General features: G+C 74.5%; 12 protein-coding genes. 9 read left to right on the top strand and 3 right to left on the bottom strand.

Annotated features, from left to right (window positions below; all coding sequences use genetic code 11):
• Nucleotides 1-206: 206 nt before the first annotated feature.
• Nucleotides 207-2213 carry a cholesterol oxidase substrate-binding domain-containing protein gene (locus ACFV04_RS28750; protein WP_380533497.1) on the top strand — a complete coding sequence of 669 codons (2007 nt, stop codon included), beginning with the start codon at nt 207-209 and terminating at the stop codon, nt 2211-2213.
• Between the two features lie 45 nt (nt 2214-2258).
• Here ACFV04_RS28750 and ACFV04_RS28745 read toward each other — a convergent pair whose 3' ends face one another.
• Nucleotides 2259-2858 carry a helix-turn-helix domain-containing protein gene (locus tag ACFV04_RS28745; protein WP_380348588.1) on the bottom strand — a complete coding sequence of 200 codons (600 nt, stop codon included), beginning with the start codon at nt 2856-2858 and terminating at the stop codon, nt 2259-2261.
• Nucleotides 2859-3068: 210 nt separating this feature from the next.
• On the opposite strand from ACFV04_RS28745, the gene ACFV04_RS28740 reads away from it, so the two are divergent.
• From ACFV04_RS28740 to ACFV04_RS28705, 8 genes are all read left to right on the top strand, one after another.
• Entirely contained in the window at nt 3069-3878 is an 810-nt protein-coding gene (locus ACFV04_RS28740; protein WP_380533495.1) for an AzlC family ABC transporter permease, read from the top strand.
• On the top strand, nt 3878-4186 hold the full coding sequence (locus ACFV04_RS28735; protein ID WP_380348590.1) for an AzlD domain-containing protein: 309 nt from the start codon (nt 3878-3880) through the stop codon (nt 4184-4186). The genes ACFV04_RS28740 and ACFV04_RS28735 overlap by 1 nt, the downstream gene beginning before the upstream one ends.
• Before the next feature lie 388 nt (nt 4187-4574).
• Complete coding sequence (locus ACFV04_RS28730; RefSeq protein WP_380348549.1) at nt 4575-5762, top strand: acyl-CoA dehydrogenase family protein; 1188 nt, start codon at nt 4575-4577, stop codon at nt 5760-5762.
• A 73-nt stretch (nt 5763-5835) separates the two neighbouring features.
• Nucleotides 5836-6210, top strand: coding sequence for an ADP-ribosylation/crystallin J1 (locus tag ACFV04_RS28725; protein WP_380348551.1), 375 nt, complete (start codon nt 5836-5838; stop codon nt 6208-6210).
• The gene (locus tag ACFV04_RS28720) at nt 6207-7031 is read left to right on the top strand and encodes an ATP-grasp domain-containing protein (protein WP_380533493.1); all 825 of its coding nucleotides are present in this window, start codon (nt 6207-6209) and stop codon (nt 7029-7031) included. Before ACFV04_RS28725 ends, ACFV04_RS28720 begins: the two co-directional genes overlap by 4 nt.
• Nucleotides 7032-7327: 296 nt before the next feature.
• On the top strand, nt 7328-8212 hold the full coding sequence (locus tag ACFV04_RS28715; RefSeq protein ID WP_380348555.1) for an alkaline phosphatase family protein: 885 nt from the start codon (nt 7328-7330) through the stop codon (nt 8210-8212).
• Nucleotides 8213-8730: 518 nt separating this feature from the next.
• Entirely contained in the window at nt 8731-9213 is a 483-nt protein-coding gene (locus tag ACFV04_RS28710) for a hypothetical protein (protein WP_360251316.1), read from the top strand.
• A 274-nt stretch (nt 9214-9487) separates the two neighbouring features.
• Nucleotides 9488-10768, top strand: coding sequence for a multidrug effflux MFS transporter (locus ACFV04_RS28705; RefSeq protein ID WP_380348558.1), 1281 nt, complete (start codon nt 9488-9490; stop codon nt 10766-10768).
• Between the two features lie 160 nt (nt 10769-10928).
• Here the strand turns inward: ACFV04_RS28705 and ACFV04_RS28700 are convergent, their stop codons facing one another.
• Nucleotides 10929-12983 (bottom strand): glycosyl hydrolase family 18 protein, encoded by a 2055-nt coding sequence (locus tag ACFV04_RS28700; RefSeq protein ID WP_380533490.1) that lies wholly within the window; start codon nt 12981-12983, stop codon nt 10929-10931.
• A gap of 587 nt (nt 12984-13570) precedes the next feature.
• Nucleotides 13571-14149 (bottom strand): hypothetical protein, encoded by a 579-nt coding sequence (locus ACFV04_RS28695; RefSeq protein ID WP_380533488.1) that lies wholly within the window; start codon nt 14147-14149, stop codon nt 13571-13573.
• Nucleotides 14150-14325: the final 176 nt, after the last annotated feature.

The raw sequence follows: 14325 nt of genomic DNA, 5'->3' as shown, positions 1-14325 counted from the left end.
CCGGAGGACGGAAGCGCCGCCTGACCCACGCCCGGGACTCCCACGGGCCGACCGGCCCGCACTCACTCGAACGAGTGAGACACCGGGCGGTCCGCTTCAAACCGCCGTGCGGCCCTTCGTACGCTCCTCCCCGGGGCCGGGGGACCGCCGGCCCCGGCCCGGAAGCCGTAACCAGGCCCCGGGGGACCACTACAGGGGGCGGACGGATGACCAGGCGACACGACGCGACGGACGGCGCGGACGCGAGGGGCGGAGCCGACGGCGGAGCGGTCGGTGCGGCGGGCGAAGGCGGCGGCGGGACGGACGGCGCCGCGCCGTGCCGGGGGAGCGGTGCCGGGAGCGGCCTCACCCGGCGGCAACTGCTCGGCGCGTCGGCCGCGCTCGGCGGCGCGGCCTGGATCCTGCGCGGCGTCGTCGGGCCGGACAGCGCTCGGGCCACCACGCCCGCGCCGCCCGGACTCCCCGCCGGCACCGAGCTCTACCAGCGGGTCTTCCAGAACTGGTCCGGCGAGATCCGCACCGACCAGCTGTGGACGTGCGCGCCCCGCACCCCCGAGGAGGTTCCGGCCCTCGCCGACTGGGCGCGCGCCAACGGCTGGCGCCTGCGCGCCAGCGGCTACCGGCACACCTGGGCGCCGCTCACCGTCGCCGACCGAACCCCGGAGAGCGCCCGCGTCCTGCTGGTGGACACCAGCCGGCACCTCACCGCCGTCACCGCCGACTCTCCCACCACCGTCCGGGCGCAGACCGGCGCCACCATGGAGGCCCTGCTCGCGCACCTGGCCGGCCGGGGCCTCGGCCTGACCGCGTGTCCGGCCCCCGGCGAACTCACCCTCGGTGGCGTGCTCGCCATCGGCGGCCACGGCACCGCCGTCCCCGCCGCGGGGGAGGTGCGGCCGGACGGACACGGCTACGGCTCGGTGAGCAACCAGGTCGTCCGGCTCACCGCGGTCGTCCTCGACCCCGCCACCGGCCGCTACGCCCTGCGCAGCTTCGACCGGTCCGAGGCCGACAGCGCAGCCTTCCTGGTGCACCTGGGCCGGGCCTTCCTCACCGAGGTCGTCCTGCGCGCCGGAGCCGACCGGCCGCTGCGCTGCGTCAGCCGGCTGGACATCCCGGCGAGCGAACTCTTCGCCCGCCCGGGTGCCTCCGGCGGTGACGACGGCGGCGGGCTGCTCGGAGGAGTGCTGGGCGGCGTCCTCGGCGGTGTCCTCGGTGGCGGCGGTGGTGGCGGCGGCCCGCGGACCTTCGCCGAGTTCGTGGAGCGCGACGGACGGGCCGAGGCGATCTGGTTCGCCTACACCGACTACCCCTGGCTCAAGACCTGGAGTGTCGCCCCGGCCAAGCCGCTCGGTTCCCTCACCGTCGACCAGCCGTACAACTACCCCTTCTCGGACGTCGTTCCGGAGCCGGTGGCCCGGCTCGCCGGTCAAATCGTCGCCGGCGCCTGGGGATCGGCCCCGCTGTTCGGTCAACTCCAGTACCTGGTCGCCAAGGTGGCTCTCACCGGTGACCTCACGGACGTCCTCCTGTCCGGGGACCTGCTGCGCGGCCTGCTCACCGGCGACGTGCTGACCCACCTGCTCGCGGGCGGCCTGCGCTCGGACCTCTGGGGGCCCTCGCGCACCCTGCTGCAGTACGTCCGCCCCAGCACCCTGCGGGTCACCGCCAACGGCTACGCGGTCCTCACCCGGCGCGCCGACCTGCAGTGGGTGGTGAGCGAATTCGCCGCGTACTACCGGAAGTCGCTCGCCGACCACCAGGCCCGGGGCGAGTACCCGGTGAACGGCGCGGTGGAGATCAGGGTCACCGGCCTGGACGACCCCGCGTCCTCCGGCGTCCCCGGTGCCCGGCCCCCACTGCTGTCCGCGTTGCGCCCGCGCGCCGACCGCCCGGACTGGGACACGGCGGTCTGGCTCGACGTCCTCGCCTTCCCCGGCACCCCCGGGCTGGAGAGCTTCGCCCGGGACCTGGAACAGTGGTTGCTGCGTACCTTCGACGGCACCCGGGCGGGTCTGCGGGTCGAGTGGTCGAAGGGCTGGGCCTACACCGCCGACGCGGCCTGGTCGGACCGGGACCTGATCGACCGGGCGATCCCCGACAGCCTGCGGGCCGGCGGCGGACCCGGCTGGGACGAGGCGGTCGCCGTCCTGGACCGGCACGACCCGCACCGGGTGTTCGGAAACCCTTTCCTGGACGGGCTGTTGAAGTGACGGCGCCGAGGGATCGATTGATCTGACGGAGCGTCAGGGGCGGCGTCAGATGTGTTCCATCACGATCACCGCCAGGGTGTCGGGGGCGAGGGCGCGGAACACGTGCGGGGCGTCGCCCGGGTAGCTGACGTAGTCGCCCGCGCCCAGTTCGACCGGTGCCTCGGTCGGTCCGACCAGGGCGCGGCCGGCACCGATCATCACGTGCTCGACGGTGCCGGGCATGTGCGGGTCGGACGCCCTGGTCTCGCCCGGCTGCGCCTCGATCCGGTAGATGTCGCGCCGGGCGTTGGGCGGGCAGGAGGAGAGCACGGTCGCGGCGTAGTCGGCGCGCTCGGAATGGGTCACCGGACCCTCGCCGGCCCGGATCACCTTGACCGCGGGCCGCGGTGGGTCGACCAGTCGGCTGAACGGCACGTTCAGCGCGACCCCGAGTGCCCAGAGCGTCTCCACGCTGGGGTTGCCCGCGCCCGACTCCAGCTGCGAGAGCGTCGACTTGGCGATGCCCGCGCGCCGGGCCAGCTCGGCCATCGAGAGCCCGCTGCGCTCGCGCTCACGCCGGATGGACGCGGCGATCTGGCCGATCAGCTCGGTTCCGGAGCCGCCGGCGGCGGTGGCCGGGGTGGCCGGGGTGGTCTGGTCACTCATGCTCGCCACTCACGCTTTCCTCTGGCTCCTGCGCTGCCCGCCGGGTGCCGACGCCGGGGTGCGGCCGGTTCCGCCGCTTCCGGTGGCGCCGGTGCCGTTCATGCTGTCACGGCCGTCCGGACCTGAGGGGAGCCCCGGAGCGGGCGTTCGCTCTAGCGGTCCTATCGTTCGCCTTGACGAACCCGTCGCGATGGGTTCACTCTAATGGACATGCGTTCGCTACTCCGAACACTGGAGCGTGCCACCCTTCGTGACATCGCCCTGGTCTGCCTGGCCGACGCCCTCGTCGGCGCCTCCTTCGGCGCGATCAGCGTCTCCGGCGGTCTGCCCCTCTGGGTGCCGATCGCGCTCTCCGTCCTCGTGTTCGCCGGCGGTTCCCAGTTCGCGGCGGTCGGCGTCGTGCTGTCCGGCGGCGGCGCGCTCGCGGCGGTCGCCACCGGACTGGTCCTCAATGCCCGGCTGCTGCCCTTCGGCTTCACCGTGGCCGACGTCCTCGACGGCCCGGCGTGGCGGCGGGTGCTCGGCGCGCAGTTGATCACCGACGAGACCGCGGCGTTCGCCCTGCAACAGGGCGAGCCGCGCCGCCGCAGGGCCGCGTTCTGGCTCTGCGGGATCGCCCTCTACGTGGTGTGGAACCTCTCGGTGCTGCTCGGCGCCGGCGCGGGCGGGCTGATCGGCGACACGGACGCGCTGGGCCTGGACGCCGCCTTCCCCGCGGTGCTGCTCGCGCTCGTCCTGCCCTCGCTCACGGACCGGCGCACCCGTACGGCGGCGGTGGTGGGCGCGGCGGTGGCGGTCGCGGCCACGCCGTTCGTTCCGGCCGGGCTGCCGGTGCTGCTCGCCCTCGTCGGCCTGCTGTTCGCCGGGCGGCCACGGCCGGCGGCGGGGCCAGGGCCGGCGGCGGGGCCAGGGCCGGCGGCGGGAGCGGGGCCGGCGGCGGGGTCGGAGAGGGAGCCGGGGTCGGAGTCGGTGGAGGCGTCGGAGCGGATGGCGCCGGTGGAGAAGGAGGCGGTCCGATGATGCCGCTGTACGCCGTCCTGTTGCTGGCCGTCGGGACGTACGCGTTCCGCCTCGCCGGGCCGCTGCTCGGTGGCCGACTCGCCCTCTCGGAGCGGCTGCGGCACCTGCTGGCGGTCGCGGCGGCGCTGCTGCTGGTGGCACTGGTCGCGACCGGGGCGTTGACCCAGGGTCACGGCTTCGCGGGCTGGGCCCGCCCGGTGGGCGTGCTGGTCGCGGGGGTGCTGGCCCTGCGCCGGGCGCCGTTCCCACTGGTGGTCGTGGCGGGCGCGGCGACGACGGCGGTGCTCCGGCTCTGCGGGGTGGGCTGAGCGGGGCCGCCGGCGGACGTTCGCCGTCCTCGCCGGGCGCGACTGCACCGTCCCGGCCGGCCGCCCGACCGCCCCCGCCCGGACCGTCCGGAGCAGCAGCCGGCCGTTCGCGACGTCCGGGCCCAGGGCCCGCCGCCACGCGGTGGCCCCGCCGTGGTCCGGTGGCGCGAGGAAGCCCGGCGAGCTGCCGTCGTACACGGTGTCTCCACCAGCAGGGCGGCGGGTTCCCCGCCGCGCCGGGAGGCTATGCGCCGTCAGCAGGCCGATGGCGTACCCGTCCCCGGCCCCGGAGCCGCCCATGTCGCTTTCCTCACTCGCTCGCGCCCACCACGGCCCGGCCGGGTGCGGAATACTCGCCGGTACTCCGCCGAGACCACAAGGAGCTTCAATGACGAAGCCGACCCGGATCGACCCGGCCGACCTGCTCGCCGTCGGTGACCTCCTCTCCGACGAGGAGCGGCTCATCCGCGACACCGTCCGCCGATTCACCGAGGAGCGGATCCGCCCGCACATCGGCGACTGGTTCGAGCGCGGCGTCTTCCCGGCCCGCGAACTCGCCCCCGAGCTCGGCGCCCTCGGTGTGCTCGGCATGCACCTCGACGGCTACGGCTGCGCGGGCGCCGGTGCGGTGGCGTACGGCGTGGCCTGCATGGAGCTGGAGGCGGCGGACTCCGGGCTGCGCAGCTTCGTCTCGGTCCAGGGCTCGCTCGCCATGCGCTCGATCCACGCCTTCGGCTCCGAGGAGCAGAAGCAGCGCTGGCTGCCCGGCATGGCCGCCGGCGAGCTGATCGGCTGCTTCGGCCTCACCGAGCCGGACTTCGGCTCGGACCCGGCCAACATGCGCACCCGGGCGGTCCGGAAGGGTGGCGAGGGCGGGGACTGGGTGCTCTCCGGCAGCAAGATGTGGATCACCAACGGCAGCATCGCCGACGTCGCCGTGGTGTGGGCGCAGACCGAGGAGGGCGTGCGCGGCTTCCTGGTCGAGCGCGGCGCCCGCGGTCTGACCGCCACCGACGTGCACGGCAAGCTCTCCCTGCGCGCCTCCGTCACCAGCGAGCTGGCCTTCGACGAGGTGGTCCTCCCCGCCGACGCCGTGCTCCCCGGGGTGGTCGGCCTGCGCGGACCGCTCTCCTCCCTCAACGAGGCCCGTTACGGCATCCTCTGGGGCACCGTCGGCGCCGCCCGCGACTGCTACACCGCCGCCCTGGACTACGCCAAGAGCCGGATCCAGTTCGACCGGCCGATCGCCGGCTTCCAGCTGACCCAGCAGAAGCTGGTCGAGATGATGCTGGAGGTCGAGAAGGCCTACCTGGTGGCGCTGCGGATCGGCCGGCTCAAGGAGGAGGGCGCGGCCCGCGCGCCGCACGTCAGCTTCGGCAAGCTCAACAACGTCCGCGCCGCGCTGGAGATCGCCCGCAGCGCCCGGACCGTCCTCGGGGCCAACGGCATCACCACCGAGTACCCGGTGCTGCGGCACGCCAACAACCTGGAGTCGGTGCTCACCTACGAGGGAACCGGCGAGATCCACACCCTGGTCCTCGGCGAGGCCATCACCGGCGAGGCCGCCTACCGCTGACGAGCCGTCCACCCCGGTGAGCAGGAGAAATCCGGTGGCCGGACCCGTCGGGGCCCGGCTACCGTCCCCTGCCATGACCAGCCAGCCTGTCCAGCCGCCCCCGACCACCACCCTCTGGCGCCCCACCGGCCCCCGGGAGCTGGCGCTGGTCGAGGCCGCCGACTGGCGTGCCTGGCCGCCCCGCCTGCCCGACCAGCCGATCTTCTACCCCGTCCTCGACGAGGACTACGCGATCCGGATCGCCCGGGACTGGAACGTGCCGGCATCCGGCGTCGGCTACGTCACCCGCTTCGAGGTCGAGACCGGGTTCCTCGCCCGCTACCCCGTGCGGCAGGCCGGTGGCCGGACGATCCTGGAGCTCTGGGTGCCCGCCGAGGAACTGGCCGAGTTCAACCGGCACCTCGTCGGCCGCATCGAGGTGGTCCACGCGTTCCGGCCGCAGCCGTGACCGGGCCGGTCCCCGCGGGGGCGTCCGGGCCGGCGACGGCCGGCCGCGTCCTGCTCACCTCGGCGCAGCGGACCAGCACCACCGTCCTGCTCACCGAGGCCGCCGCCCGACGCGGCCTCACCACCGCCGTCCTCGACGGCCCGGACACGGTCGAGCGGCTCGCCGGGCGACCCGTCCACTGGTACGGCGGGCCGCTCACCGCCGCCCGGATCGCCGCGCCGCTCGGCCTGGCCCTGCTCGAACCCGAGGACGACTGGCTCGCCCGCCTCCCCGAGGAGTTCACCCGCCGCCGGATCGAACTGACCACCCTCGCCGAGGCCTGGACGCTGCGCCACCCGGCGTTCGTCAAGCCGCCCGCCGACAAGTCGCTGCCGCCCGCCGTCTACCCGGACGGCTCCCGGCTGCCGCGCACCGGCGAACGGATCGGCCCGGACACACCCGTGCTGGTCAGTGAACCGGTGACGTTCGCCGCCGAGTACCGGCTGTTCGTCCGCGACGGCGACGTGCTCACCGGCAGCCGCTACGCCCGCTTCGGCCGGCTCGACCCGGCACCGGTGACCGCCGAGGCCGTCGCCTTCGCCCGCCGGCTGCTCGCCGCCGTCGGCGACACCCTGCCGGGCGCGGTCGCGCTGGACGTCGGACCGATCGCCGACCCCTACGACCCGGCCGAGCACTGGGCCGTGGTGGAGGCCAACCTGCCGTGGTTCGCGCACTGCTACGCCGCCGACCCGGAGCGGGTCCTGGACGTTGTGCTCCGTGCCGCCGGACCGGCCGCCGAGCTGGCGGAAGCCGATCGCCGGTTCGTCCGGACGGCGGCCTGACGCCCGCCCGGACCCTCGGCGGGCCCGAATCCTCGGCAGGCCCGGATCCTCGGCGGCCCCGGACCCTCGGCGGACCCGGACCCTCGGCGGACCCGGAACCCGATGCCACTCGGACCGGCACGGACCGGCCCTGACCCGATCGGACCGGCATGCGGACGTCGGCCCGACACCCGTAGGACACCCGCCGTTCGACGGTGCGACGCCGTCCGGTACGGCGGCCGGTGGAGCATGGCGCGGTCGGCGGTGCCCCCGGCGGGCGCGGCCGACCGTGCGCACGACCGAAAGGAACCCCCGCCATGTCCGCAGTCCAGTGGCCCCGCCCCCGGGTGCTCGTCGTCGGGATCGACGGCGTCCGGTACGACTACCTGACGGAGGTGCCGATGCCGCGCCTCCAGGAGGTCGGCGCGGCCGGGTTCCTGGTGCCGGTCACCGTGGCGGACACCACGCCGACCATGTCCGGGCCGTGCTGGGCCACCATCGTGACCGGTGTCGAGCCCGCCAAGCACGGCGTGTGGGGCAACCACCTGGCCGGCAACCGGCTCGATGTCTTCCCCGACTTCGCCACCCGCCTCAACCGGGGCGACCGCCGCCGCACCTTCGTCGCGGCGGGCTGGGACCCGCTGATGATCAACGAGTCCGGCGGCCCGCTCTTCCGCGCCCCCGGCCGGCTCTCCTACGTCGCCCCGGCCGAGGACACCCCCGAGGCCTGGGAGGCCGTGGACGAGGAGGTCACCCGGGAGGCCGTCCACGTCCTCGGCACCGCCGACCCCGAAGCCTCCTTCGTCTACCTCGGCGCCGTCGACGAGACCGCGCACTTCCTCGGCTGCGGCGACGAGTACCGGGCCTCCATGCGCGCCGCCGACGAGCGCCTGGGCCGGCTCCTGGACGCCGTCCGCGGCCGGGCCTCGTACGCCGAGGAACAGTGGACGGTCATCGTCGTCACCGACCACGGCCACGTCGACGCCGGCGGCCACGGCGGCCGCACGGTCGAGGAGCGGACCGCCTGGGTCGCCTGCGCCGGGCACGACATCCCGGCCGGGCCGCCCGCCGGCGAGATCCGCCACCCGGACGTCGCCGCCCAGGTGTACGCCTCCCTGCTGCGCCCGATCGACCCGCACTGGACCCTCGACGGCCGCCCCTTCCCGGTCGCCCGCCCGGTGCCGGTGTCCGTGACGGTCTGAGCCGCGCGGGACCCGGCCGGCCCCGGCGGCCCCGGCGGCCGGGGCGAACCGGGCCGACGTCGAGTCGACGCCGAGTCGACCCCGGGGCTGACGCCGAGCCGACGCCGGTGCCGACCCGCGATGCCCCGGGTGCAGCAGGCCCGGCTGCGCTGGGGCCGCGCTTGAGCGAGGCTCGATCGGGGCTCGGGCGCCGCTCGATCCGTGCGTGCGAACCTGAGCGCCGGGCCGGCACGCACCCGGGCCGTCGGGAACCGTGTCCCGGGCCGCCGCGTCCCCGGGCCCGCGGGAACCGGAGCCTCTGCCGAAGGGCATACGCCTGAAGGTGGAGACGGTACCCCGTGGGATGGAGCCAAGATCGCGACTTGGTGGTGACGCTCCGCCGGGGCGGCACGGGCCACGATGGTTGCACCGGACGGCGGAGCGCGTCGCCCGGGCCGGAAACGGGACGGACGGCCGCTCGGCAGCGGACAGCGGCCGGCAGCGGACACGCGGCAACGACACGGAGAGGACAGTCGGGCATGAAGGGCATCGTGAGCAAGGTCGCGCTGGGAGTCGCGGGCACCGGCATGGCCGCGGCCGTGGCGGTGGTGGCAATCGGCCCGCGGCTGTCCGACTGGTACGACGAGCGCCATCAGGAGCAGGCCTCGTACGCGACCGGCACCCAGGCCAAGGCCGAGCGCCACTCGATCCCGGCCTGGCTGCCCGACAACGCCTCCGGCGTGCAGTACCTGATGTCCACCACGGGCGACGACCGCCTGCTGCGCGCCACCCTCCCGGAGGGGCGGCTGCCCGTCGGCTGCACGGCCGGGCAGCCGGGCAAGGCCGCGCACCCGGTGCCGATGTCGCTCAAGGCCGGCTGGTTCCCCGGGAACGTCGCGGCCAAGGCCAGCGGCACCTGCGGGCACTACAACGTGACGCTGAACGGCAACCAGCTCTACGCCTGGCAGGACGGCGCGGCCGTACAGGCGGCGCTGCGCGCCGAGCACGTCGCCAAGCACTGAGCGCGCTGACCGGGGATCAGGCTCCCCGGACGGCCGAGCGGCCCGTCGGGCACCGGGAGGTGCGGGCGGGCCGCTGCCGCATGCTCGGGGGCCGCTGCCGTGCGGGTGGCGCCCGGTGCCGCGCGGGTGTGCGCCGCCGTCGTGCGTGTACGGCTCGTCGGTGCGTGCGGGTGGCGGTCGCACCCTGACGCACCCCCTGCTGTCGGAACCGGCCCGGCCTGCGGTAGGACGGAGTGCGAACGAATCCCTCGTCGCCCCGTCCGTGAGGAGAGCCATGCCCGGCCCGACCGTCGGCCCCGCCGATGACACGTCGACCGCTGCCGTCACCACACCCGCCACCGGCCGGGCCGGCACCGGTTGGGTCACGATCGCCGTCCTGGGCGGCCTCACCGCGCTCGGACCCCTCACCACCGACCTCTACCTCCCGGGCCTGCCCGCGATCGCCGACGACCTGGCTGCCGAGCCGGCCGCCGTCCAGCTCACCCTCACCTTCTCGATGTTCGGGGTCGCGGCCGGACAGCTGCTCTTCGGGCCGCTCAGCGACCGCTTCGGGCGGCGCCCGCCGCTGCTCGTGGGACTCGTCGCCTACACCCTGTCCAGCGTGGTGTGCGCGCTCGCACCGAACCTGTCGGTGCTGATCGCCGCTCGCTTCGTCCAGGGCGCGGCGGGCTCCGCCGGACTGGTGATCGCGCGCGCCGTCTCCAGGGACCGCTTCCAGGGCGTCGCGCTGCTGCGGTTCCTCGCCTCGATCGCGCTGATATCGGGACTGGCGCCGATCCTCGCCCCGATCGTCGGCGCGCAGCTGCTGCGGTTCACCTCCTGGCGCGGCACCTTCGGCGCGCTCACCGCGCTCGGCCTGCTGCTCACCCTGGTCGCGTTCGGCGCGCTGCGCGAGACGCTGCCGGCGGAGGCCCGGGACGGCGGCGGGGTGGGCGCGACCCTGCGGACGATGGGGCGGCTGTTGCGGAACCTGCCGTTCCTCGGGCTGGCGCTGACCAGTTCCCTCGCCTTCGGGGCGCTGTTCGGGTACATCAGCGGGTCGTCGACGGTGCTCCAGCACGTGTACCAGGTCTCGCCGCAGACCTACAGCCTGCTGTTCGGGCTGAACTCGGTCGCGATCGTGGTGATGACGCAGCTGAACGGGCGGGTGCTGGCGCCGCGCTTCACGCCGCGGGCGCTGATGCTGGGCAGCCTCGCGGTGGCGGTGGCCGCCGGGGTGGCGCTGGTGCTGCTGACGGCGGTGTGGGACCTCGGGCTGGTCGGGTTCTGCGCGCCGCTGTTCGTGATGATGGGCAGCCTCGGGGTGCTCCTGCCGAACACCGCCGCGCAGGCGCTGGGACTGGTCGAGCCCCAGGTCGCGGGCACGGCGTCGGCGCTGCTGGGGACGGGCAACTTCCTGGTCGGGGCGGTGGTGGCCCCGCTGAGCAGCCTCGGCGGGCGGCCTTCCGCGGCGCTGCTGGCGCTGGTGGTCCTGGTCTGCGGGGTTCTGGCGACGGTGGCGTACCTGGCGTTGTGCCGGCCGGCGCGGCCGGCCGTGGCGGTGGCGGGCGGCTGAGGGCGGGAGCTGAGGGGCCGACGGCAGTCGACGGGGGAACAGACGACGGATGACAGCTGACAGATGATGAAATCTGTCAGCTGTCATTCGTCAGGCGTCACTCGTCATTCGTCAGCCGTCACTCGTCGCGAGCCGCTCGTGACGAGCCGCTCGTCACCCGCTACGCGATCGAGAAGTCGTCCCCGAAGACGTTGCCCTGGCCGTACCAGCCGTGCAGGTACACGGTGACGGTGCCGGAGGCGCCGGTGGTGAAGGGGATGGTCAGCTTCGTCCAGCCGGCGGAGTTGGCCCAGGAGCCGGCGGTCGCGCCGCCGCTGACGCCGACGTAGGCGTAGTTGCCCTGCACCCAGCCGCTCAGCGTGTAGCCGGTGTTGGGCTTCAACGTGACGGTCTGCGAGCATTCGCCGGTCTGGCTCGCGGTGGCCGCGGCCTGCAGCGCGTGGGTGCCGGAGTGGGCCGGGGTGGAGACCACGGCGCCGCCGCTCTGGCAGGTCCACGGGGCCAGGCTGCCGGTCTCCAGGTCACCGTTGACCAGGCCGGTCGTCGGAGTGGTCCCGGTGACGGTCAGCGAGTAGGTCGCGGTGTGGGTGCCGGACGGCGCGTTGGCGGTGACGGTCAGCGGGTAGGTGCCCGCCGCCGCGGCCGAGGTGGTGGTGATGGTGAGGGTGGCGCTGTTGCCGGCGGTGACGCTGCCGGGGGTGACGGTGGCGGTGACGCCGGTCGGGGCGCCGCTGACCGACAGGTTGACGCTCTGTGCCGAGCCCGCCGTCACGGCGGTCGCGATGGTCGCGGAGGCCGACGAACCGGCCGCCACGGTACCGGAGTTCGGGTTCACCGCGACCGAGAAGTCGTTGCCCGGCTGGGTTCCGGTGACGGTGAGCGTGAAGACACCGGTGTGGCTGCCGGACGCCGCCGTGCCGGTGACGGTGATCGGGTAACTCCCGGGCGCCACCGACGAGGTGGTGGTGATGGTGAGGGTGGCGCTGTTGCCGGCGGTGACGCTGCCGGGGGTGACGGTGGCGGTGACGCCGGTCGGGGCGCCGCTGACCGACAGGTTGACGCTCTGCGCCGAGCCCGCCGTCACGGCGGTCGCGACGGTCGCCGAGGTGGATGAACCGGCCGTGACCGTGGCGGAGTTCGGGCTGGCGGAGACGGAGAAGTCGTTGCTCACCGTGGAGCCGCTGGTGAACGGCGCGAAGATGTGGGTGAAGTCCCAGGTGTTCTGGGCGATCCCGGAGCAGTTGTCGTTGCCCTTGGTGCCCGGGCACCCGCCGTTGTCACGCTGGAGCGCCCAGAAGGACAGCGTGTTGATGCCCTTGGAGACGGCCCAGTTGTAGACGGTGGTGGCGTTGGCCAGGGTGAAGGTCTCGGCCGGCCCGAAGTCGTCGACACCGATCATCTCGGTGATCCCGATCGAACCCCACAGCTGGGCGGGGGTCTTGGACGGGTAGAGCCTGGCGAGCTGGTTGTAGAGGCCCTGCGCGGACGTCTGGGTGTCGGCCGCCATGTCGTGGGTGGCGTTGTCGTAGTAGTCGAAGGTCATCATGTTGACGACGTCGATCCGCGCGTTGTTGCCGACCGCGTTCCGGAGCACCGCGAGGCCGCTGTCGGCGAGCCCGCTGGTGGTGGTCGGAAGGGTGTAGGAGAACTGGATGCTGCGCCCCTTGGTGGCGGCCCAGTCCTGCACGAGCTTGATCGCCTTGTTGCGGCGGTCGATCCCGGCGGTGTTGGTCAGCGAGTTGTCCTCGATGTCGAGGTCGATCCGGCTGATGTCGTACGTCGTGATGACGTTCTCGAAAGCGGCCGCGATCTGGTTGACATCGGTGCAGCTGTCGGCCAGTTCGGTGCCGGTGTTGTCGGCGGTGTAGCCGCCGAAGGACGGGATCACGTCCCCGCCGTTGGCGCGGATGGTGGCGATGTCGGCGCCGAAGGTCGAGGAGGAGACCGGCATCGAGGAGTCGCCGTTCCAGTACGGCGTGCACGAGCCCTTGGTGGCGGCCTGCAGGAACGCCATGGTCAGGTGCTTGGCGCCGGACTGCGCGGCCAGTTGGGCCGGGCTCTGCCCGGTCCAGGCCTCGAAGTAGGGGGCGAAGACCCGACTGGGGAGCGGGGTGGCGGCCTGGGCGGTACTCGTTCCGGCAGCGACCAGGCCGGCCGAGGCGGCCAGCGTGGCGCAGGCCGTCAGTGCGGCCTGGATTGTTCGGCGAAGACGCATGGATTCTCCAACAGACGTGGTGGGGCAGGACGTTGGGGAGTTGCGAGTGGGCCGGCGCCGGGCCGGCCGTGTGGGGTGCGGCCAGGTGGCACCGGCCCGGGGTCCGATCGGGACCGGGCGGAGCACGGGAGCGGGCGGATCGCGGTGGCGACGGCGGCGTGCGGGCGTGCGGCAGCCCACCGGTTCGCGTGGACGCGGGCGGCGGTGCGAGTGCGCGCGGCCGTACGGGGTGGGGGTGGAGCGGAGCAGGGCAGGGCAGTGCCTCAGCCGCCGGTGGTCACACCCCCACAGTGCATCCCGGTCGGATCGACATGCTTATGTTTGGACTAGACCACTGGTCTGTCAAGAGACCCAACAGTTCGCCGGCGTACGGCCCGGGCGGCCGAAGGGTGCGGATCGCTCGCCGGAACGCGGATCGTGCGCCGGGGCAGAGGAGTTGTCGGGGCAGGGGAGTTGCCGGGTCGGGAGTCGCGGGCGCACAGAGAAAACCGTGGCCGCGCACCCGTCGGACGGGGCGCGGCCACGGCTGCCCGGTGCTCAGGACACCGGGCGGTTCGGGCGTCGCGGCGCGGAGGCCGCGGACGGGATCAGCGCGGCGCCGGGCAGAGCGTGGCGCGCAGCGCGTCGTTGATCTTGGCGGCGGTGTCCGGCCCGAAGCCCTGCGGGTGGTCGGGCGAGGTGAAGCGCTGGTTGGCCAGTTCGACCAGTTTCCCGGTGTCCTTGGGGAACTGGAACATCGACTGGCACTGGTTGCGGGCCCGGTCCACGGCCTGGTCCGGCTTGCCGCCGACGATCGCCGGGTCGATCGCGTCCAGCGCGGCGACCAGCTTGCCGGTCAGGTCGGTGCCCGGCTTGGCGGGCAGGCCGGCGTCGGCGGGCGGGGCGGGCTTGGCCGGTGCGGGGGCGCCCGGGGTGCCGGCGTCGGGAGCGGGCGTGCCCGTCATACCGCCGGCCGTGGGGGCGGCCGTGCCGGGCGCGGGGGCCGACGGCGTCGCGGCGGCGTCGGAGGGGGCCGCATCGGACGGTGCGGCGGTCGGGGCCGCGGTGGCGGTGGGGGAGCCGGCCGCGGTGGTGGCCTTGCCCGAGCTCGATCCGGAGCTGGAGCAGGCAGCGAGGCTCACCGCGGCGAGTGCCGTGAGGGTGGCGGCGAGGAGTCGAGTGCGCATCCGCCCAGACTGTCATGTTCGCGGCGCGGAAGGGAAGGTCCCTCGAAGGGCGTCCGGAGGGCGCGGTGCGGGCCTTGGGCGTGGGGTCGGGGTGCGCCCCCCGGGGTGCAGGGGCCCGGGTTCGGCGGAGCGGGAGCCGGAACGGCGGACGGCGGCCCGGGAGGACTCCTCCCGGG

This window comes from Kitasatospora sp. NPDC059599 (assembly GCF_042735125.1).
Lineage (GTDB): Bacteria > Actinomycetota > Actinomycetes > Streptomycetales > Streptomycetaceae > Kitasatospora.
This window is presented reverse-complemented; position numbering and strand designations above follow the sequence as displayed.

What these genes read in the sequence shown, in the direction of transcription:
- ACFV04_RS28750 (WP_380533497.1), top strand. Translation starts at nt 207, where the DNA reads ATGACCAGGCGACACGACGCGACGGACGGCGCGGACGCGAGGGGCGGA.
- ACFV04_RS28745 (WP_380348588.1), bottom strand. Translation starts at nt 2,858, where the DNA reads ATGAGTGACCAGACCACCCCGGCCACCCCGGCCACCGCCGCCGGCGGC.
- ACFV04_RS28740 (WP_380533495.1), top strand. Translation starts at nt 3,069, where the DNA reads ATGCGTTCGCTACTCCGAACACTGGAGCGTGCCACCCTTCGTGACATC.
- ACFV04_RS28735 (WP_380348590.1), top strand. Translation starts at nt 3,878, where the DNA reads ATGCCGCTGTACGCCGTCCTGTTGCTGGCCGTCGGGACGTACGCGTTC.
- ACFV04_RS28730 (WP_380348549.1), top strand. Translation starts at nt 4,575, where the DNA reads ATGACGAAGCCGACCCGGATCGACCCGGCCGACCTGCTCGCCGTCGGT.
- ACFV04_RS28725 (WP_380348551.1), top strand. Translation starts at nt 5,836, where the DNA reads ATGACCAGCCAGCCTGTCCAGCCGCCCCCGACCACCACCCTCTGGCGC.
- ACFV04_RS28715 (WP_380348555.1), top strand. Translation starts at nt 7,328, where the DNA reads ATGTCCGCAGTCCAGTGGCCCCGCCCCCGGGTGCTCGTCGTCGGGATC.
- ACFV04_RS28710 (WP_360251316.1), top strand. Translation starts at nt 8,731, where the DNA reads ATGAAGGGCATCGTGAGCAAGGTCGCGCTGGGAGTCGCGGGCACCGGC.
- ACFV04_RS28705 (WP_380348558.1), top strand. Translation starts at nt 9,488, where the DNA reads ATGCCCGGCCCGACCGTCGGCCCCGCCGATGACACGTCGACCGCTGCC.
- ACFV04_RS28700 (WP_380533490.1), bottom strand. Translation starts at nt 12,983, where the DNA reads ATGCGTCTTCGCCGAACAATCCAGGCCGCACTGACGGCCTGCGCCACG.
- ACFV04_RS28695 (WP_380533488.1), bottom strand. Translation starts at nt 14,149, where the DNA reads ATGCGCACTCGACTCCTCGCCGCCACCCTCACGGCACTCGCCGCGGTG.